The sequence below is a fragment of the Azospirillum picis genome (assembly GCF_017876115.1).
Taxonomy (GTDB): domain Bacteria; phylum Pseudomonadota; class Alphaproteobacteria; order Azospirillales; family Azospirillaceae; genus Azospirillum; species Azospirillum picis.
The window spans coordinates 101,950-121,304 of sequence record NZ_JAGINO010000009.1 but is presented as its reverse complement, the minus strand read 5'-3'; the positions used below and the strand labels follow the sequence as shown (position 1 = coordinate 121,304).

General features: G+C 70.6%; 15 protein-coding genes. 10 read left to right on the top strand and 5 right to left on the bottom strand.

Features of this window, described 5'->3' with window-relative positions:
* Positions 1-14 precede the first annotated feature (14 nt).
* Entirely contained in the window at positions 15-497 is a 483-nt protein-coding gene (bfr, locus tag J2850_RS14400) for a bacterioferritin (RefSeq protein ID WP_209982751.1), read from the bottom strand.
* A gap of 398 nt (positions 498-895) precedes the next feature.
* Between bfr and tyrS the strand changes: the two genes are divergently transcribed.
* Positions 896-2,164, top strand: a complete 1,269-nt coding sequence (tyrS, locus tag J2850_RS14395; RefSeq protein ID WP_209982749.1) for a tyrosine--tRNA ligase — start codon at positions 896-898, stop codon at positions 2,162-2,164.
* Positions 2,165-2,183: 19 nt separating this feature from the next.
* Here tyrS and J2850_RS14390 read toward each other — a convergent pair whose 3' ends face one another.
* A complete protein-coding gene (locus tag J2850_RS14390; protein WP_209982747.1) occupies positions 2,184-5,939 on the bottom strand; it encodes a DUF3971 domain-containing protein in 3,756 nt (1,251 codons plus the stop codon).
* A 171-nt stretch (positions 5,940-6,110) separates the two neighbouring features.
* Here J2850_RS14390 and J2850_RS14385 point away from each other — a divergent pair, with 171 nt between their 5' ends.
* From J2850_RS14385 to J2850_RS14360, 6 genes are all read left to right on the top strand, one after another.
* Positions 6,111-9,128, top strand: coding sequence for a bifunctional [glutamine synthetase] adenylyltransferase/[glutamine synthetase]-adenylyl-L-tyrosine phosphorylase (locus tag J2850_RS14385; protein WP_209982745.1), 3,018 nt, complete (start codon positions 6,111-6,113; stop codon positions 9,126-9,128).
* Complete coding sequence (gene bcp, locus J2850_RS14380; RefSeq protein WP_209982744.1) at positions 9,125-9,604, top strand: thioredoxin-dependent thiol peroxidase; 480 nt, start codon at positions 9,125-9,127, stop codon at positions 9,602-9,604. The genes J2850_RS14385 and bcp overlap by 4 nt, the downstream gene beginning before the upstream one ends.
* Before the next feature lie 137 nt (positions 9,605-9,741).
* Positions 9,742-10,320 carry a TetR/AcrR family transcriptional regulator gene (locus J2850_RS14375; RefSeq protein WP_209982742.1) on the top strand — a complete coding sequence of 193 codons (579 nt, stop codon included), beginning with the start codon at positions 9,742-9,744 and terminating at the stop codon, positions 10,318-10,320.
* 203 nt (positions 10,321-10,523) lie between these two features.
* Positions 10,524-11,012 (top strand): hypothetical protein, encoded by a 489-nt coding sequence (locus tag J2850_RS14370; protein WP_209982740.1) that lies wholly within the window; start codon positions 10,524-10,526, stop codon positions 11,010-11,012.
* A gap of 251 nt (positions 11,013-11,263) precedes the next feature.
* A complete protein-coding gene (locus J2850_RS14365) occupies positions 11,264-12,127 on the top strand; it encodes a phytanoyl-CoA dioxygenase family protein (RefSeq protein WP_209982738.1) in 864 nt (287 codons plus the stop codon).
* A 124-nt stretch (positions 12,128-12,251) separates the two neighbouring features.
* Complete coding sequence (locus J2850_RS14360; protein ID WP_209982736.1) at positions 12,252-13,424, top strand: anhydro-N-acetylmuramic acid kinase; 1,173 nt, start codon at positions 12,252-12,254, stop codon at positions 13,422-13,424.
* Between the two features lie 97 nt (positions 13,425-13,521).
* Here the strand turns inward: J2850_RS14360 and aat are convergent, their stop codons facing one another.
* Positions 13,522-14,205 (bottom strand): leucyl/phenylalanyl-tRNA--protein transferase, encoded by a 684-nt coding sequence (gene aat, locus J2850_RS14355; RefSeq protein WP_209982932.1) that lies wholly within the window; start codon positions 14,203-14,205, stop codon positions 13,522-13,524.
* Between the two features lie 131 nt (positions 14,206-14,336).
* Here aat and J2850_RS14350 point away from each other — a divergent pair, with 131 nt between their 5' ends.
* Entirely contained in the window at positions 14,337-15,080 is a 744-nt protein-coding gene (locus J2850_RS14350; protein WP_209982734.1) for a ribonuclease T2 family protein, read from the top strand.
* A gap of 44 nt (positions 15,081-15,124) precedes the next feature.
* On the opposite strand, the gene J2850_RS14345 is transcribed toward J2850_RS14350, so the two are convergent.
* Together J2850_RS14345 and J2850_RS14340 are read right to left on the bottom strand one after the other, a co-directional pair.
* Complete coding sequence (locus J2850_RS14345; protein ID WP_307354411.1) at positions 15,125-16,033, bottom strand: NAD(P)H-hydrate dehydratase; 909 nt, start codon at positions 16,031-16,033, stop codon at positions 15,125-15,127.
* Between the two features lie 12 nt (positions 16,034-16,045).
* Positions 16,046-16,810, bottom strand: coding sequence for a histidine phosphatase family protein (locus J2850_RS14340; RefSeq protein ID WP_209982731.1), 765 nt, complete (start codon positions 16,808-16,810; stop codon positions 16,046-16,048).
* 282 nt (positions 16,811-17,092) lie between these two features.
* Between J2850_RS14340 and J2850_RS14335 the strand changes: the two genes are divergently transcribed.
* Positions 17,093-18,199, top strand: coding sequence for an alkene reductase (locus J2850_RS14335; protein WP_281414982.1), 1,107 nt, complete (start codon positions 17,093-17,095; stop codon positions 18,197-18,199).
* 237 nt (positions 18,200-18,436) lie between these two features.
* Positions 18,437-19,003, top strand: coding sequence for a cold-shock protein (locus J2850_RS14330; RefSeq protein ID WP_209982730.1), 567 nt, complete (start codon positions 18,437-18,439; stop codon positions 19,001-19,003).
* Positions 19,004-19,355: the final 352 nt, after the last annotated feature.

The following is a 19,355-nucleotide window of genomic DNA, read 5'->3' as shown; positions in this document are numbered from 1 at the left end:
GGTCGCGTCCTCCCTCAGCCCGACAGGCCGCCCATGGCCGATTGCAGGTAGTTCTGCACGCCCATGAGGTCGATCAGGTTGAGCTGCTGCTCCAGCCAGTGGGCGTGGTCTTCCTCGGTGTCGTACAGCAGTTCGACCAGGATGCGGCGGGTGTCGTAGTCCTTCACCTGCTCGCAATAGGCGATGACGTCCTTCAGCGCGGCGACGACCTCGTATTCCAGCGTCAGGTCGTTGCGCAGCATGTCCGGCACGGTCTTGCCGATGCGCAGCGGGTCGCGGCTGGAGACGTCGGGGGTGCCTTCCAGGAACAGGATGCGGCGGATCAGCTTGTCGGCATGCTCCAGTTCCTCGGTCCGCTCGTGCGAGATGCGCTCGGCGATCGCCTTGAGGCCCATGTCCTCCATCGTGCGGGCGTGAGCCAGATACTGATCGGCCGCGCTCAACTCCCCGGTGAGGAGTTTGTTCAGACGGTCCAAAACCCCTTGATCGCCTTGCATGCTCGATGCTCCAGAATAGTCAATTGGCCGCACCTTCGCACAAGGAAAGGACTCCGACAATAAAAAATTCGCGCGAATGCACTAATGGAGTTGATAGTCAGTATCAATTCGGGAGAGTGGGTCTGCCTGGAATATAGTCAAGGCACCCCGCTTGTTGTAGCCGACTGTTTTGCGAATCAAAGTCAATTGCGTTGCAATCGTTCCGGCTCCGATTTCGGGCCCGGGGCGGCCGGCTTGACTTGCCAATCCCGCCTGCGATCGGGCGGTGGCGTTCCGCCACCTCGACACTCCGGCATGCGGCCGCGTCCCGGGACGCCGCATTGAGGCAGGGGCCGTTCCGTGCTAACAGACCGCCTTCCTTTCCGCCCTTCAGTTCCAACGACAGCCGGATCGCGGCCATGACGACGACCAACTCCCCGGTCCCCTCCTCGGCGTTTCTGCGTACGCTCCAGGAGCGCGGATTCATCCACCAGTGCACCGACCTCGCCACGCTGGACGAGCGGGCGCAGAAGGGGCCGATCGTCGCCTATATCGGCTTCGACTGCACCGCCGATTCCTTGCATGTCGGCAGCCTGCTGCCGATCATGATGCTGCGCTGGCTGCAGAAGACCGGTCACAAGCCGATCGTGCTGATGGGCGGCGGCACCACCAAGATCGGCGACCCGTCGGGCAAGGACGAGGCGCGGCAATTGCTGACCGACGAGGTCATCGCCGCCAACATGGCCGGCATCAAGCGCATCTTCGGCCGCTATCTCACCTTCGGCGACGGCCCGACCGACGCGGTGATGGCCAACAACGCCGATTGGCTGGACGAGCTGAAATACATCCCGCTGCTGCGCGACATCGGGCGCCATTTCACCATCAACCGCATGATGAGCTTCGAGTCGGTCAAGCTGCGCCTCGACCGCGAGCAGCCGCTGACCTTCCTGGAATTCAACTACATGATCCTCCAGGCCTACGACTTCGTCGAGCTGAAGCGGCGCCACGGCTGCGTGCTGCAGATGGGCGGGTCGGACCAGTGGGGCAACATCGTCAACGGCGTCGAGCTCGGCCGCCGCACCGACGGGGCGGAACTGTTCGGCCTTACCACGCCGCTGCTCACCACCTCGTCCGGCGCCAAGATGGGCAAGACCGCGGCGGGCGCGGTGTGGCTGACCGCCGACAAGCTCGGCGCCTATGATTTCTGGCAGTACTGGCGCAACACCGAGGATGCCGACGTCGGCCGCTTCCTGCGCCTGTACACCGAGCTGCCGCTCGACGAGATCGCCCGGCTGGAGAGCCTTGAGGGCGCCGGGATCAACGAGGCCAAGAAGGTGCTGGCCAACGAGGTCACCCGGCTGGCCCACGGCGAGGAGGCCGCGCAGGAGGCCGCCGAGACCGCGCGCCGCGCCTTCGAGGAAGGGGCCGCCGCCGAGGGGCTGCCCAGCATCGAGGTCGCGCGCGCCGATCTCGATGCCGGCCTGCCGGTGGTCGACCTGCTGGTCGCCGCCGGGCTGGCGGCGTCGAAGGGCGAGGCGCGCCGCCTGATCAAGGGCGGCGGCGCCAAGCTGAACGACGGCCCGATCGCCGACGAGGCGGCCAAGGCGACCGCCGCCGACCTGAACGCCGACGGCGTGGTGAAGCTCAGCGCCGGCAAGAAGCGCCACGCGCTGGTGAAGGTGGGCTGAGCGGGCAGGGGGCGCCGCCCTACCGCATGTGCGATTCCGGCGGCGGCGCCGTGTCCGGCGCCGCCACGCCGTCGCCGCCCAGGAAGAACAGGTTGCGCAGGAAGCCCGGCGCCAGGACCGCCAGCGGGTTGACCGAGACGTCGGGGTTCGACAGCGGTCCCTGGACGTGCCAGGTGGCGGAAAAGATGCCCTGGCCCTCGCCGCCGCTGAGCGCGTCGCCCAGCAGCGGGATCTGCCCGATCAGCCGGTTCAGGCCGTAGATCGGCACGATGGTGCCCTTCAGGTTGGCGGTGTCGGTCTCCAGGTCGATCTGGCCCTCCAGCGTCAGGCCGAGCGCCGAGCCCGAGGTGCGCAGGTCCTTCAGGGTCAGAAGCCGCCCCTCCTTGCGGAACTCCGCCGACATCCGGCCGAAATTGACCCCCTTGCCGCCGCCCAGCAGCTCGGCGAAGCCCGACGGCGAGATGGCGTTCAGGATGCGGGCCAGGGCCGGCACGTCGATCAGCGTATAGTCGCGGATCTCGGCCTTGCCGGCGATCGCCGCGTCGGGGCGCGGCTCGACCGAGCGGCCGGTCAGGCGCAGGCGGCCGCCGCGCATGCGGTCGTTCAGGTCCATCGAGCGCAGCGCGGCACCGAGGTCGTCGGCGGTGATGGCCAGATCGAACTGGCCCTGGGCACCCGGCCGCCAGCTCAACGACACGCCGCTGCCGGCGTCGCCGGGGATGCCGCTACGCCCGGCCAGGTCGAGCAGGGTCCAGGCCGTGCTGTTGCGGCGCATGGTGCCGGCGACCTGCCGCAGCCGCCGTCCTTCGCCGAACACCACGGAGTCGAACTTGATGGCGAGGTCCAGCGGCGTCTTGCGGCCGTCCCCCGCCTCGACCTTCGGCGGCGGCTTGGCGGCGCCGGGCGGGGCGTCCGGCTGCGCCTTGCCGGTCAGGCCGCGGGCATCGAGGCTGGTGCCGGCGATGGTGCCGGAATAGCCGCCGGCGGGGCCGCCCGGCGCCGCCGGCGGCAGCACGGTCACGTCGGCGCGCAGGTCGGTCTCGCCCAGCTTGAACACCGGCGCCTGCACCCGCGCCACCCGCTTGCCGCCGTCGGCCAGCTCCAGGTTGGCGACCGCGTGCAGGTCCCCCGCGTCGACGGTCAGGTTGCTGATGCGGGCCGGGCGGTCCTTGTCGAACTCCAGCGTCAGCTTGCCGGTGCCCGGCCGGCCGGCCGGCTTGCGCCAAGCCAGCTCGTCGATCGACAGCCGGGTCTTTTCCAGGTTCAGGCCGGCGGTCAGCAGCAGCTTGTGGCGGCGATCGACCGTGAACAGGACGTCGGCGCCGAACGGACCCTGGACCCGGTCCTCCAGGTCGATGCCGTGGGCGCGCAGGTCGTCGGCGCCGGCCTCCCCCTTCACCGCGATGCGGGTGCGCGGGCCCTTGGCGGCGCTGTCGAAGGACTCCTTCCACTCGATGGCGACGGGGATGCCGTCCAGCTTGGCGTTGCCCTTGATCTCCATCGCCTTGAGGTCGAGCGCCAGCGACAGCTCCCCCTCGGTGGCGGTCAGCCCCGCCGCCACCTTCTCGACCCCCACCTTGTGCAGCTTGCCGGCGACCTCCAGGTCGAGCTGTTCGGTCTTCAGGTCGACCAGCAGCGGGAAGGCGAAATGGAGCTGCGCCTCGGCGGTGCCCTGCGTCCGCGCCGGATCCATCTCCAGCTTGGTCGGATAGCCCAGCGGCGGCATGTCGATCAGGGTCAGGATGGAGCGCACCGGCCCCTGGACCGGCAGCCGGATGTCCATCGTCTCCTTGCCGACGTCGAGGCCGCCGATCACCACCTTGCCGGCGCCCAGTTCGATGTCGCCCGACTTGGGGTTGGGGATCCGCCCGCCCTTGGTGGTGATGGTGAAGGTCTTGCCGTCGGTCGCCGCCTCCACCCCGGCGCCGGTCACCGGCGTCAGGTCATGGAAGTAGCGGACCGTGACGTCCTCGCCGGCGATGCTGGCCCCGAAGCGCGTCAGCTCGGGCTTCACCGGCGAGGCCACCGGCACGGTGAGCGCCACCTCCGCCCGCGCCTCGGTCACCGTGCCGTGCGACAGGTTGCTGGTCACCCATTCCCGCGCGTTGGGCCCGGCGGTCACCGGCCAGTAGCGGCGCAGGCCGTCGACCGGCACGCCGCGGGCCGTCGCCTGGGCCTCCACCGCCATGCCGTCGCCCTGGCGCCTGGCGGTGGCGGTGGCCTCGACGCGCGGCTGCGGGCCGCCGTCGTCGCCGAGCACCAGAGACAGCCCGTCGAGCCTGACGAGGTCGCGGTCGCCCTGGAGGCGCAGGCTGGCGGAGGCGACCGGCACCGGCGCCTCGAACTGCGCCGGCAGGCGCAGCAGGCCGCGGCCGGCGGTCAGGTCGGCGCGGCCGCCGGTGGGCTGCAGCGACGGGTCGAAGGCGACGTCCAGCGTGCCGGACAGCGGCAGCGCCGCCGCCGCCAGCGGGGCCAGCGCCGGCGCCAGGCCGGCAAGCGCCGACGGAACGACCTCCGCCAGCCGCGCCGCCGCCCGCCCGCCGCCGCCCGCCGCCTGCTCGCCCGACAGGGACAGGCCGGCGGTTTGCCCGCCCGCCGTCAGCGACAGGTCGGCCCGGGCATGGCGGCGGCCGTCGCCGTCCTCGGTCAGCTCGCCCTTCGCGGTCAGGGCGACCGGCGAGGCCGGGTCGGGTCCCAGCGCCCGCAGCGACAGCGACTCGACGGCGAGGCGGCGCGCCGCGACATCCAGGCTGCCCCGCAGGTCCAGCCCGCGCACGTCGACCGGCTCCGGGCGCAGTTGCGGCAGGTCGAGGGTCCCGGTCCCGCCCCGCAGGTCTACCGTCAGCCATGACGGGTCGAAGCGCTGGTCGAGCCGTGCGGTGACGGTGCCGGACAGCGGCAGCCTGACCGCGGCCAGCGGCGCCATCGCCGGGCCGATGCGCGACAGCGCGGCCGGCTCCAGACCGTCCACCGCCAGCGACAGCTCCGAGGTGCCGGCGGCATTGTCGTAGCGCCCGGTGGCGGCGACCGTCACGTCGGCCTGGGACCCCGGACGGGCAGGGTCGGTTCCGCCGCGGGCGAGGTCGAGCGTCAGCCGGGCCTGGGCCTGCGTGCCGAGGGCGTCGCGGTCCAGGATGACGTCGGCCCGCTTGGCGTGCCAGGACAGGTCGAGCATGCGGTTCTCGACCGTCAGGTCGGCACCGAGCACCGAAAGCCGGCGCAGCAGGCCCAGCGGCCGGTCGATGGCAGGCGGCTGGCGCAGGCTGGCGAGCACCTCCTCCAGCGGGTCGGGCTCGGTCTCGCTCCTCCGGGCGGTGGCGTTGCCGTCTGCCCGCACGTCGAAGGCCAGGCTGCCGTCCGCGCGCCGCAGCACGGTCAGGCGCGGGCGCACCAGGTCGAGCCGCGTCGGCGACAGGGTGCCGCGGAGCAGCGCCGGAATGGACAGGCCGATGCCCATCTCCGGCACGGCCGCCAGTTCCCCCCCTTCGGCGTTCAGCGCCTGGACCCGCCGCGCCCGCAGGTCGAGCCGGCGCGCGCCGCCGGACGACCGGCCGTCCAGTCCCCGCTCATCCTCCAGCGACAGCACCAGTTCGCCGATATCGACGCGGAACCGTCCGTCGGAATCGCTCAGCGCCTGCTCGATGTAGGGGATCAGCGGATCGAGCTCGATCGGTCCCTGCGACAGCCGCCAGGCCAGCAGCCCGCCCGCGGCCACCGCCGTCGCCGCCACGCCGGTCAGGGCGACGGCGACGATCTTCGTGGTGCGGCGAATCATGGGGCACCCGCCGGCCGCCGCCTGCGTCGCTGCGGGCGGGCGGGGGCATCCGCCCCGCGCAATTCCATCGGTGAGTTGGCCGGTGAGTTGGCCGGTGTATCGGCCGGATTGACCGCGGGCCGCGACGCGTGCAGCTTTCTGCACATGTTTTGAGCAGGAAAGAGCGTCGCCATGGCCAGCCCCCTCCCGTTTTCCACCCCCTTGCCGAAGCCTTTCGATTCCGCGCAGGCGGCGCTGGGGATGGAGCGCTGGCGCCAGCAGGCCGCCATGGCGGAGCCCGAGACGCGGGCCTGGGCGGAGGGCTTCGCCGGCTCCGCAGACGGCCGGGCGCTGATCGAGGCGGTGTGCGGCAACAGCCCGTACCTCAGCCACACGCTGACGCGCGAGCTGTCCTTCGTGGCCGGGGTGATGCGGGAGGGGTTCGATGCAGCCTTCGCCGCGCTGATCGCTTCCCTGCGCGCCGACCATGGCGAGGAGCGGTCGATGGACCGGCTGATGGCGGGCCTGCGCGTCGCCAAGCGCCGGGCGGCGCTGCTGATCGCGCTGGCCGACATCGCCGGGGCCTGGCCGCTCGACCGGGTGACCGGCGCCCTGTCGGACATGGCGGAGACGGGGGTGCAACTGGCCGCGAATTTCCTGCTGCGCCGCGCCGGGGAGGCGGGGACGCTGACGCTGCCGGATCCGCAGCGACCGTGGATCGGTTCGGGCCTTATCATCTTGGGCATGGGCAAACTTGGCGGGCGCGAACTCAACTATTCCAGCGACATCGACCTGATCGTCCTGTACGACGACGCCGTTGTGCAGACGCCCCAGCCGGACAACCTCGCGCGAACCTTCATCAGGCTCGCACGCGATCTCGTCCGCATTATGGATGAACGGACCAGGGACGGCTACGTCTTCCGAACAGACCTTCGGCTTAGGCCGGACCCGGGAGCCACGCCGCTGGCGGTTTCCGTTTCGGCAGCCGAAATTTATTACGGCAGCGTCGGCCAGAACTGGGAACGCGCTGCGATGATCAAGGCGCGGCCGGTCGCCGGCGACCCCGAGGCCGGCGCCGCCTTCCTGCGCTTCCTCGAACCGTTCGTCTGGCGGCGCCACCTGGATTTCGCCGCCATCCAGGACATCCATTCGATCAAGCGCCAGATCAACGCCCACAAGGGCCACCGCGAGGTGACGGTCAACGGCCACGACATCAAGGTCGGCCGCGGCGGTATCCGCGAGATCGAGTTCTTCGCCCAGACCCAGCAGTTGATCTTCGGCGGCCGCGACCCGCGGCTGCGCGTCGCGCCGACGCTGCGTGCCAACCAGGCGCTGTGCGAGGTCGGGCGGGTGCCGCAGCAGACGGTGGAGGAGCTGGCGGAGGCCTATCATTTCCTGCGCCGGGTCGAGCACCGCATCCAGATGATCGACGACCAGCAGACCCACCGCATCCCCGCCGACGACGACGGGGTGGCGCATCTGGCGACCTTCCTCGGCTACGACGACACCGCCGCCTTCCGCGCCGAGCTGCTGGCCAAGCTGGGGCAGGTCGAGGACCGCTATGCCGAGCTGTTCGAGGAGGCGCCGTCGCTGTCCGGCCCCGGCAACCTGGTCTTCACCGGCACCGACCCCGACCCCGGCACGGTGGAGACGCTGGCCGGCATGGGCTACGCCGATCCGCCGCGCGTCATCAGCGTGGTGTCGGCCTGGCACCGCGGCCGTTACCGCGCCACCCGGTCGGGCCGCGCGCGCGAGCTGCTGACCGAGCTGACGCCGGCGCTGCTCAGCGCGCTGGCCAAGACCCCGGCGCCCGACACCGCGCTGATGAAGTTCGACGACTTCCTCGGCAAGCTGCCGGCCGGCGTCGGGCTGTTCTCGCTGTTCGTCGCCAATCCCTGGCTGCTGGAACTGGTGGCCGAGATCATGGGGACGGCGCCGCAATTGTCCGCCACGCTGTCGCGCAACCCGTCGCTGCTTGACGCCGTGCTGTCCCCGGACTTCTTCGATCCGCTGCCGGGCAAGGAGGAGGGGCTGGCCGCCGACCACGCCCGCGTGATGGGTGCCGCCCGCGACTTCGAGGACGCGCTGACGCTGGCCCGGCGCTGGACCAACGACCAGCGGTTCCGGGCCGGCGTGCACATCCTGCGCGGGATCACCGATGGCGACCGGTGCGGCGCCTTCCTGGCCGACCTTGCCGACATCGTGGTCCCCGACCTCGCGGCCAGGGTCGAGGAGGAGTTCGTCCAGCGCCACGGCCGCATTCCCGGCGCGGCCTGGGTGGTGGTCGCGATGGGCAAGCTGGGCAGCCGCCAGCTCACCGTGACCTCGGACATCGACCTGATCGTCATCTACGACGTGCCGGCGGCGGCCGATGGCGGGGCCAGCCTGTCCGACGGCGCCAAGCCGTTGTCGCCAAACGAATATTACATCAAGCTGACCCAGCGCCTGACCAACGCCATCACCGCGCCGATGGGCGACGGCAGGCTCTACGAGGTCGACATGCGGCTGCGCCCGTCGGGCAATGCCGGGCCGCTGGCCACCGCGCTCGGCGCGTTCGTGAAGTACCAGGCGTCGGACGCCTGGACCTGGGAGCACATGGCGCTGACCCGGGCCAGGGTGATCGGCGGCGATCCGCAGCTCGCCGGCCGGGTGGCGGAGGCGGTCCGCACCGTCCTGACGGCGCCCCGCGATCCCGAGCGGCTGCTGCGGGACGTCGCCGACATGCGCCGGCGGATCGACAAGGAATTCGGCACCGCCAATCCCTGGAACGTCAAATATGCCCGCGGCGGCCTGATCGACATCGAGTTCATCACGCAGTACCTGCAGCTCCGCCATGGCCACGACACGCCGGACATCCTGCATGTCGGCACCGCCAAGGCGCTGCGCTGCGCCGCCCGCACCGGCGCGCTGGCGCCGGAGGTCGCCGAGGAACTCGAATCGACGCTGCGGCTTTGGCGGCGGGTCCAGGGCTTCCTGCGGCTGACCACCGCCGGCGTGCTCGATCCGCGGCAGGTGTCGCCGAGCCTGCTGGCCGGTCTGGTGCGGGCCGCCTTTCCGGAGGAGGACGCCGCGGCGATTGACTTCCCCGAGCTTGACCGCAGAATCCGGGCGATCGCCGCCCGCGCCCACGGCCACTATGTGGCCCTGGTCGAGGAGCCGGCCAGCCACCTGGCGCCCAGCGCCGACAAAGAGGACCCGAAACCGTCATGACCGCTGTTGCGACCGCCGTCGATACCGGATCGCCCGCCCCGGACTTCACCCTGCCGACCGATGGCGGCGGCAGCGTCACGCTGTCCGCGCTGCGCGGCAAGCCGGTGGTGCTCTATTTCTACCCGAAGGACGACACGTCGGGCTGCACGTCTGAGGCCTGCGGCTTCCGCGACCAGCTTCCAGACTTCTCCGCCGTCGACGCGGTGGTGATCGGCATCTCCAAGGACAGCGTCGCCAGCCACGACAAGTTCAAGGCCAAGCACGGGCTGACCTTCATGCTGGCCTCCGACACCGACGGCAGCGTCTGCGAAGCCTACGGCACCTGGGTCGAGAAGAGCATGTACGGGCGCAAGTACATGGGCATCGACCGCGCCACCTTCCTGATCGACAAGGACGGCGTGGTCCGCAACGTCTGGCGCAAGGTGAAGGTCACCGGACATGTCGCCGCCGTGCTGAAGGCGGTCCAGGCGCTCTGAACCCGGCGGCCCGGAGCCGGGCGGGGAGGGGCGGACTCCGCTCCGCCCCCGCGCGCTCCGCGATCGCCGGCAATGCCGTTTGTCCGGATGGTCATTCCCTGGGTTGACTGCCTCCCTACTAGTTGGTAGATAGGGGCATGAGCAACACATCGACCAAGGCTGACGACATCCTCCGCTGCGCGCGCTCCCTGATCGTCAGGGGGGGATACAACAGCTTCAGCTATGCCGACATCTCCGAAGTCGTCGGTATCCGTACGGCAAGCATCCACCATCATTTTCCCAGCAAGGCGGAGTTGGTCCGCACGCTCGTCGCGCAGTACCGGATGGAGGCCGAAGCCGGGATCGCCGAACTGGAGCGGAATGTCCCCGACCCGCTCGAACAGCTTCGCGCCTATACCGGCTACTGGGAGCGCTGTTATGCCGATATGGCGGCTCCCTTCTGTGTCTGCGCCCTGCTGGCGGGGGAGATCCCGGTTCTTCCCGAAGCGGTCGTCCTTGAGGTGCGGGCGCATTTCCGCAGCCTTTCGGACTGGCTGACGTCCGTCTTCGAGCGTGGCGCCACACAAGGCCGTCTTCGACTGAGCGGAACCGCCAGGAGCGATGCCGAGATGTTCCTGGCCGCGGTGCATGGCGCGATGCTTTCAGCCCGTGCCTACGGTGATGCTGCGATCTTCGGCACGGTGACCCGTCCCTTGCTGGACCGCCTCGCCGTCTGACGTCGGCGCACCGAGGCGGAGGCTGGAGCCGCGCTCCCGATACGGCCCGACGCGTGCCCACAGAGCCTATCGACTAATAGGTAGGGCGCTCGCGCCTTGCTCCCCGTCCCTTGCTCCCCGTCCCTTGCTCCCCTTCGAAACCTTGTTTGCCCGACCGGCCTTCGCATCGTGATCAGACCCGTGATCGGAAAGGAACTCTCCCCATGTTCGGAATTTCCCCGCTCGGCTGGCTCCATACGCTCGGCAGCCTGCCGGCCATTCCGGTGGCCTTCTACATGTTTGTCCGCCATGGCCGGATCGTTCCCCGATCCGGGCTGGGCGCCGTCTATCTCGTTTCGATGCTGGTCGGCGCCTCGACCGTCTTTCCCGTGGCGCATCAGCCGGTCAGCTACGGAATCGGCGCGGCGACGATCCTGCTGGTGCTCGCCGGCTACGGGGTCGGGCGGCTCCCGGGGGCTGGGCGCCCGGCCCGGTACATCGAAACCATCTGCCTGAGCGTGAGCGCGTTTCTCCTGATGGTCCCGACCGTCAGCGAAATCCTGCGCCGTGTCCCGGATGGCCATCCCCTGGTCACCGACCTCAAATCTCCGCTGCTTCTCGGCGCACAGGGCGGGCTGGCTGTCCTCCTCGTGGCCGGCCTGGCCGCCCAGATGATCCACCTGGCAAGGCAGGGCGCGACGGCCTCGTCATAACACCGGCTGCTACCTCCAGTCGGTCCGGGATGGCGCCTCCGTTCCGGCCAAGGCCCGGTTGGGGAATGTGCTGCGCCGGACCGGCTATTTCCCGGGCGCGTCGGCGTACGCCGGAAGAACGCTTCTTAGAATCAACCAAAACTGCATACACTGCGAGCATTCCCACACCACATGCCGCGCAACCAACGCGGTTCTGGTCCCTTCCTGGCAACCGGCCCGCAGAGTCCGGCTTCTCCTGGGATGCAACGCACATGAATGTCGCGAACATCGCCCGGCGCCTCGTCGCCGGGGAGCTTCACTATGCGCTCGGCCGCTTCGAAACCGTGCGGCGGGGCTACAGCGCCTGGCGGCGCCTGTCGCCGCGGTCACGGCAGCGGCAGCCTGCCGGCCCACCGGTCCAGCTTCCGGCCCTGCCGGTCAGCCTGTTCGAAAGCCGGACGGCGGAGAGTGCCCTGGCCGACCTGCGGCGCGACTCGATCGCGCTCGGGTTCGATCTTCCCTGGGCGATGGTCGAGGAGATGGTGGAGTTCGCCACCCATTCGCCGCTTCAGCGCCGGCTGCGCGGCGAACGGGTCTTTTACCACCACGAGGTCCGCAAGGGCCGGCTGCCGGATGGGTCCCCGGCGGTGATGGGCATCGTCCCCGATCCGCTGGACTGCCCCGCCGTGCGCCGGGTCTGCCGGGATCCGGTGCTGATGGAGTGCGCCTCCGCCTTCCTCGGCTTCGGGGTCACCAAGATCATCCCGCGGCTGTTCTGGAGCTTCGTAACCGACGCGACCGATGACGAGCGGCGCCAGCTCGGCCAGACCATCGACTGGCATTACGACGTCCACGACTTCCATTTCTGCTCGGCCCAGTTCTACCTGACGGACGTCGGGCCGGGATCGGGCGAGCACGCGCTGGTCCGCGGCAGCCACCATGGCAAGTCGCTGCGCATGCTGCTGGGGTCCGCGAACGCCCGCGACGAGGAGCTGTTCACCCGCTTCGCCCGCGACCGCATCCTGGTGGTGGAGGGACCGGCCGGCACCGGCTTCATCGAGGATACCTCCTGCTATCACCGGGCGATGCCGCCGACCACGCGCGAGCGGCTGATGCTGCAGCTCTGGATGAGCTAGGCCAAGCGGGTTTTCCAGGCAGGTTTTCCCAGGCAGGTTTTTCCAGGCCTGGCCTGTGGCCCGATCTGGAAAAACCTGCGTAGACTGCGCCGCATTGCGACCACGCGATTGCGGAGCGGACGGCATGGGGAACTGGGGCGGAGAGCGCGGGGAGGCTCAAGGCGGCGGCAGGCAGGGCCGGGACGGCCTGCGCACCGTCGTCGGGCTGATGAGCGGCACCTCGATGGACGGCATCGATGCCGCCCTTCTGCGCACCGACGGCCGGGAACGGGTAGAGCCGCTCGCCTTCGTCACCGTCCCCTACGACGACGGCTTCCGCGCGCGCCTGCGCGGCTGCCTCGGCGGGAAGGGGGCAGTGGAACAGGCAGCGGATCAGGCAGTGCATCAGGTCGAGCGCGAGCTGACCGATGCCCATGCCGGCGCGGTGCGGCGCCTGCTGGCGGAGGCCGGGTGCGCCGCCGCGGACGTCGACCTGATCGGCTTCCACGGCCAGACCATCCATCATGCGCCGGAGGAGCGGCGGACCTTGCAGATCGGCGATGGCGCCAGGCTTGCCGGCGCCACCGGCATCGCCGTGGTCAATGATTTCCGCAGCGCCGACGTCGCCGCCGGCGGACAGGGGGCGCCGCTGGTGCCGCTGTTCCACCGCGCGCTGGCCCACGGCCTGCCGCGCCCGCTCGGCATCCTCAACATCGGCGGCGTCGCCAACGTCACCTGGATCGGTCCGGAACCGCAAGACGGCCTGGGCGAAGCTGCGGTGGTGGCCTGCGACACCGGGCCGGGCAATGCGCTGATCGACGATTGGATGCTTCGCCACGGGCTCGGCCGCTTCGATGCCGGCGGCGCGCTGGCCGCCGCCGGGCGGGTCGACGAGGCGGCCCTCGCGGCGCTGCTGGCCCATCCCTATTTCGACCGGCCGGCACCGAAGTCGCTCGACCGCGACGCCTTCGACCCGGCGCCGGTCACCGGCCTGTCCACGGCGGACGGTGCGGCCACGCTGACCGCCTTCACCGCCGAAGCCGTCGTCCGCGTGGTCCGCCACCTGCCGGCGCCGCCGGTGCGCTGGCTGGTGTGCGGCGGCGGGCGGCGCAATGCCACCCTGATGGCGATGCTGGCCGACCGCCTGGGCGTGGCGGTCGAGTCGGCCGACGGCGTCGGCTGGGACGGCGACGCGCTGGAGGCGCAGGCCTTCGGCTATCTGGCGGTGCGCAGCCGCCTGGGCCTGCCGTTGAGCCTGCCGGCGACGACCGGGGTGCCGTCGCCGATGACCGGCGGCCGGTTCCATCCGGTGCGATAGTCCGGCGCGATAAGGGAGAGTGATGCCGGTGATGCCGGGCATGAACCGGGCCCTTGCGGGCCGGCTCCGCCGCGGGGCCGTGCCGGGGCCGCAGGGGTCATCGTCCGGCTGCGAGCCCGCCCTCTTCGGGGCCGCATTCCGCCAAGCCATCCGCCAGCAGGGCCGACAGGGCCGCATCCTGGTCCACCGCGGCGAAGTCGGTCTTGCGCTCCATCGCTGCCGCGAGGCGGCGGCGATACTCGTTGCGCGGGATCTCGACAGCCCCGAACCGGCTCAGATGCTCGGTCACGAACTGGGTGTCGAGCAGCGCGAAGCCGGCGGCGCGCAGCCGGGCGACCAGGTGGACCAGAGCCACCTTGCTGGCGCCGGTCTCGCGGCTGAACATGCTTTCCCCGAAATAGGCGCCGCCGATCGACACCCCGTAGAGTCCGCCGACCAGCCGGCCGTCCTTCCAGCATTCGACGCTGTGGGCGAAGCCGGTCTCGTAAAGGTCGGTGTACAGCCGGACGATGTCGTCGTTGATCCAGGTCTTCGGCCTGTCTTCCGTCGCCTCGGCGCAACCCTCGATCACCGCCTGGAAGGCGCTGTCGAACCGCAGGTCGAACGGCCGGCGGCGCAGGACCTTGCGCAGGCTGCGCGGCACATGGAAAGCGTCCAGCGGCAGGATGCCGCGGCGTTCCGGATCGAACCAATGAAGCTCCCGCGATTCGGCACTTTCCGCCATAGGGAAGATCCCGGCGGCGTAGGCGCGCAGCAGAACCGGGGCGGACAGGGTGAACATGCCGGTCATTATACCCGCTGATGCGCCGCCGGGCGACGGGCGGCTGAGTGATTCTGGTATCGAGACCCCGCGACAGCAACCTCCTTCCATGGTATGCAACGAAAGGAAGAGAAATCTTGGGGAAAATCGTCATGCGCAACGCGATAGCCGCCGCATTGTCCGTCATGGTTGCCGGTCTTTTCCTCTCAAGCCCGTCTTGGGCGCAGCGGAAGGCGGAACCGGGGGCCTTCGATTACTACGTCCTGTCGCTGTCCTGGACGCCGACCTACTGCGCCCGCGACAGGTCCGGTCCCGATCCCGACCAGTGCGGCGAGAAGAAATACGGTTTCGTCGTCCATGGCCTGTGGCCGCAATACACTGACGGCAGCTATCCGGCGACCTGCTCGCGCGACCGCAACGTCCCCAAGGCCGCGGTCGACCAGACGATGGCGGTGATGCCCAGCGTCGGCCTGATGATGCATGAGTGGCGCAAGCATGGGACCTGTTCCGGCCTGGACGCCGGCGACTATTTCGCCAAGCTGCGTGCCGCCGCCGCCAAGGTGGCGATCCCCGACACGCTGAAGGCGCCCGGCCCGACGGTGCCGGCTCTGCAGGTGGAGCGCCTGTTCCTCGATGCCAACCCGGGCCTGACGCCGGAGGGCGTGGCGGTGATGTGTTCGCGCCGCGACGTTTCGGAGGTGCGGGTCTGCCTGGACAAGGACCTGGGGTTCATGCCCTGCGGCCAGAAGGTGGTCGACCGCTGCCGGGACCGCGATGCCGCTCTGTCGCCCGAGGTGTCCCAGTCTCCGCAGCCCCGCGGACGCGCCGCGGCGCCTGCCGCGTCGGCTTTGCCGCCGGCCCCGGCCCCGGTCCCGCTGTCGGCGCCCATGCGCTGAACGGGCAGACGCGCTGAACGGGCAGACGCGCTGGCGGATTGGCGTCACCCGGCCGCCAGCTCGGCCATCACCCCCGGCACCTCGGCCAGAAGCTCGCGGGCGAGGAAGCCGAGCGGCCCGATGCGCCGGCTCAGGCGGTTGCCGGCCTCGCCATGCAGGAAGACGCCCCAGATGGCGGCCTGCTCGGGGCTGGCGCCGCGGGCCATCAGGCCGGCGACGATTCCCGCCAGCGTGTCGCCCGAACCGGAAGTCGCCAGGCCGACCGTGCCGCCGCGATAGGCCCAGCAGGTGCCGCCCGGCGTGACGATGCGGGTGCAGCCCCCTTTCAGCGCCACCACGGTCTGCAGCCTGGCCGCCGCCGCCCGGGCGGCGGCCAGCGGGTCGGCGGCGACCTCGTCGCGGGTGCAGCCGAGCAGGGCGGCCATCTCGCCGGCATGAGGGGTGGCGACCGCGCGGCCCGGATGGCGCAGCAGCGGCGCCGGGTCGCGGCCCAGGCCGGCGAGGGCGACGGCGTCGAGCACGAGGCGCGGGCCGGCTTCCGCGGGGTCGAGGCGCCGCAGCAGGGCGCCGGTCAGTGCCGCGACCTCCTCTTCGTCGATCATGCCCGGACCGATCAGCACCGTCTCGCACCGTCCGGCACGGTCGGCGAGGACCGCCGCCGCCTCGGCCGCGATGGCACCGTCCGGCGTCTCCGGCAGGCCGACCACCAGCGCTTCCGGCAGGACGAGGCCGAGATGCGGGGCGACGCTGGCGGCGGTCGCGACCTGCAGCTTGCCGGCGCCGGCCCTGAGTGCGCCGATCCCGGCCAGCAGCGCCCCGCCGGGAACAGGAACGCTGCCGGCGACCACCAGCACGCGCCCGCGCGCCTCCTTGTCGCCGTCGCCGTCCGGCTGCGGCAGCGGCATGCTGCGGAGCAGGTCGGGGGTGACCGCTATCTCCTGGCTGTCGTTCACGGCCGATCCTCCCTAGCGCGCGGCCACGGCGACGTCCGGCTCCGCGGTGACGGCGGCGCCCGCCTCCTCCAGCGGGGCGACGAAATTGTAGCGGTGCAGGCGCAAGCCGCCGCGCGGCCCCGATTTCGGATCGAAGCGGTATTCGGTGACCGAGCAGTTGGCGACGTCGCCCGCGGCATCCACGGCCAGGATTTCCGATTCGGTCATGTTCTCCAGCAGGTAGCGCAGGCACAGCACCACCACCTGGTGCCCCACCACCAGCACCCGCCGGCCGCCATGGTGCAGGCTGATCGTGTCGAGCGCGCTGCGCAGGCGCAGGATCACGTCGCACCAGCTCTCGCCGCCGGGCGGCCGGTGGTAGAACTTGCCGAGCAGGCGGCGGAACTCGGCCTGCTCGGGGTATTCCTGCTCGATGCCGCTGCGGGTCAGCCGGTCGAGCACACCGAACTCCTTCTCGCGCAGCCGCTCGTCGATCACGAAGTCGGCGGGATCGACCGGCAGGCCGCCGGCCTGGTGCAGCCGCTCCGCCGTGCGCATGGCGCGGCGGTAGGGCGACGTCAGCACCACGTCCGGCCGCTCGACCGCCGGCATCGCCGCGAACCAGCGCCCGAGCGCGTCGGACTGGCGTTCGCCAAGCGGGCTCAGCGGCACGTCGACGTCGCGGTCGGCGATGTCGATCCGGCCGAGCCCGGCCGCGTGCGCCGCGTCGCGCGCGACGTTGCCGGCGCTCTCGCCATGCCGGACGATCCATAGTCGGTCGGGCCAGCGCTGCTGCATTCCCGGTCGCCTCCCAGTCCCAAGCCTCGGAAATCCCCGCCCCGGCGTCCGCCGCCGGGCGGGACTGCCGGGAATAACCGTCGGGCGCGGCGAAAGGTCCCGTGGTGCCGGACGGAGGGCAGGGCGGCCGTTCCGGGTGGCCCGGCCGGGCGGCTGCCGGGCGGCGGGAAGGTATGGCAGCCATGCTGTCCGGATCGCGCTGCCGCCCGATCCGGCCATTGCCGGGGGCCGGTCGCGGGCCACACTCTTGCCACGCCCTTTCACCATCTGAATGGATCGGACATGACGGACAGCAAGGCAGCGGCCCCCCTGTTCCAGCCGGTGACGATCGGCCGGTACGACTTGCCCAACCGCATCGCGATGGCTCCCCTGACGCGCAGCCGCACCGACAACGCCACCGGCGTTCCGACCGGGATGAACGCGGAATACTACGCCCAGCGGGCGAGCGCCGGCCTGATCATCGCCGAGGCGACGCAGATCTCGCCGCAGGGCAAGGGCTACGCCTACACGCCCGGCATCCATAGCGCCGAGCAGGTCGCCGGCTGGCGGCTGGTCACCGATGCCGTCCATGCCAAGGGGGGGCACATGTGCCTCCAGCTCTGGCACGTCGGCCGCATCTCCCACCCGGATCTCCAGCCGGGCGGGGCGTTTCCGGTTGCGCCGTCGGCGGTGAAGCCGAACATGAAGGCGTTCACCGTCGACGGGTTCAAGGACATCCCGGCGCCGCGCGCCCTGGATGCCGCCGAACTGCCGGGCATCGTCGAGGACTACCGCAAGGCCACCCGCAACGCGCTCGCCGCCGGCTTCGACATGGTGGAGGTGCACGCGGCCAACGGCTACCTCATCGACCAGTTCCTGCGCGACGGCACCAACAAGCGCACCGACTCCTACGGCGGTTCGGTGGAGAACCGCGCCCGCTTCCTGTTCGAGGTGCTCGACGCCGTGGTGGCGGAGGCTGGAGGCGATCGCGTCGGCATCCGCCTGTCGCCGCTGAGCCCGGCGAACGACGCGCAGGACAGCGACCCGCGCGGCACCTTCACTCCGGTCATCGAGCGGCTGAACGACTATGGCCTCGCCTACCTGCACATGATCGAGGGCGTCACCCGCGGGCCGCATCCGGGGTTCGGCGGGCTGCTCTCGGAACTGCGCGGGCTCTACAAGGGCCGCTACATCGCCAACAACGTCTACACCCGCGACATGGCGCTGGAGGCGACCGCCAACGGCCACGCCGACATGATCGCCTTCGGGCGCCCATTCATCGCCAATCCCGACCTGGTGGAGCGGCTGCGCATCGACGCGCCGCTGGCCGAACCCGACCAGGCGACCTTCTACGGCGGCGACCGCCACGGCTATACCGACTACCCGACGCTGGAGCGGTCGACCGCCTGACCGCGGCCGGGTTCTGCACGTCCGGCTTGTGATTCTCCCCCGAGTCGCAACGCCGGGCATGGGCCATTGTGCCGCATGCGGCACTTCGGTGCCGCTCCGCCGGGCGAAGCGGGGCGAGCGTGAGCCAGGGGTGGGGCAATTAACGGCGATTCGGCCATCTTTCCTTTGGAAGGCTTGACGGGGGACCGGATCCCTGTGACAACAGACATTCGGCACCCTCTATGAGCTTGAAGACACATGTTCGACCGCCCGCCCCGCCAGGGCTTCCGCGCTCCCGAGATCACCAAGTCCAACGTCACCGCCACCGTGAAGTGGTTCAACCCCACCAAGGGGTTCGGCTTCGTGTCGCCTGAGGACGGTTCGCCCGACGCTTTCCTCCACGTCTCGGCGGTTCAGGCCGCCGGCTATGACGCTCTGGACGAAGGCACCACCATCACTTGCGACCTGGCCCGTGGGCCGAAGGGTCCGCAGGTGGCTTCCATCCACACCGTCGACACCTCGACGGCTCAGCGTTCGGCCCGTCCGCGGACCGGCGGCGGCGGCTTCGACCGTGGCGGTTACGACCGCGGCGGCTACGATGCCGGCGGCGGCGGCGGCGAGGAAGTCGACGGCACCGTGAAGTGGTTCAACGCCGACAAGGGCTTTGGCTTCATCACCCCGAGCACCGGTGGCAAGGACGTGTTCGTCCATGTCAACGTGCTGCGCCGCTCGGGCATGCAGACCCTCCAGGAGGGCGATCAGGTGCGCGTCACCGTTCGCCAGGGCCAGAAGGGTCCGGAAGCGGGCAAGGTCGAGTACCTCTAAGGCCGGATTTTCCGCGCCTCGGCCGACCGGCGCCTGCCCTTACGGGAGCGCGCCGGATCGGTTGGCCCGTACTTCGGTGAGCGATACCGGCCTGGGACGATCCGTCCCAAGGCTTGCCGATACGATACCGGATTTTTGGCGCGGTGCCCTCCTGGGAGGGTGCTGCGCCATTTCTTTTTTATACGCCTTCGCACGGATCATCGGTGCGTCGGTGATTTGGATGCCGTCGGACTCGTCTGCCCGCGCGCCCGGGTCCGCTTTGACGCCGGATCGGGGGCGTCCGGCGCTGCGTCCTTACGCCCTCGCGGCCTTCTCCAGGCGGATCGCCGTGGGAGCCAACGGTTCCCGCGAC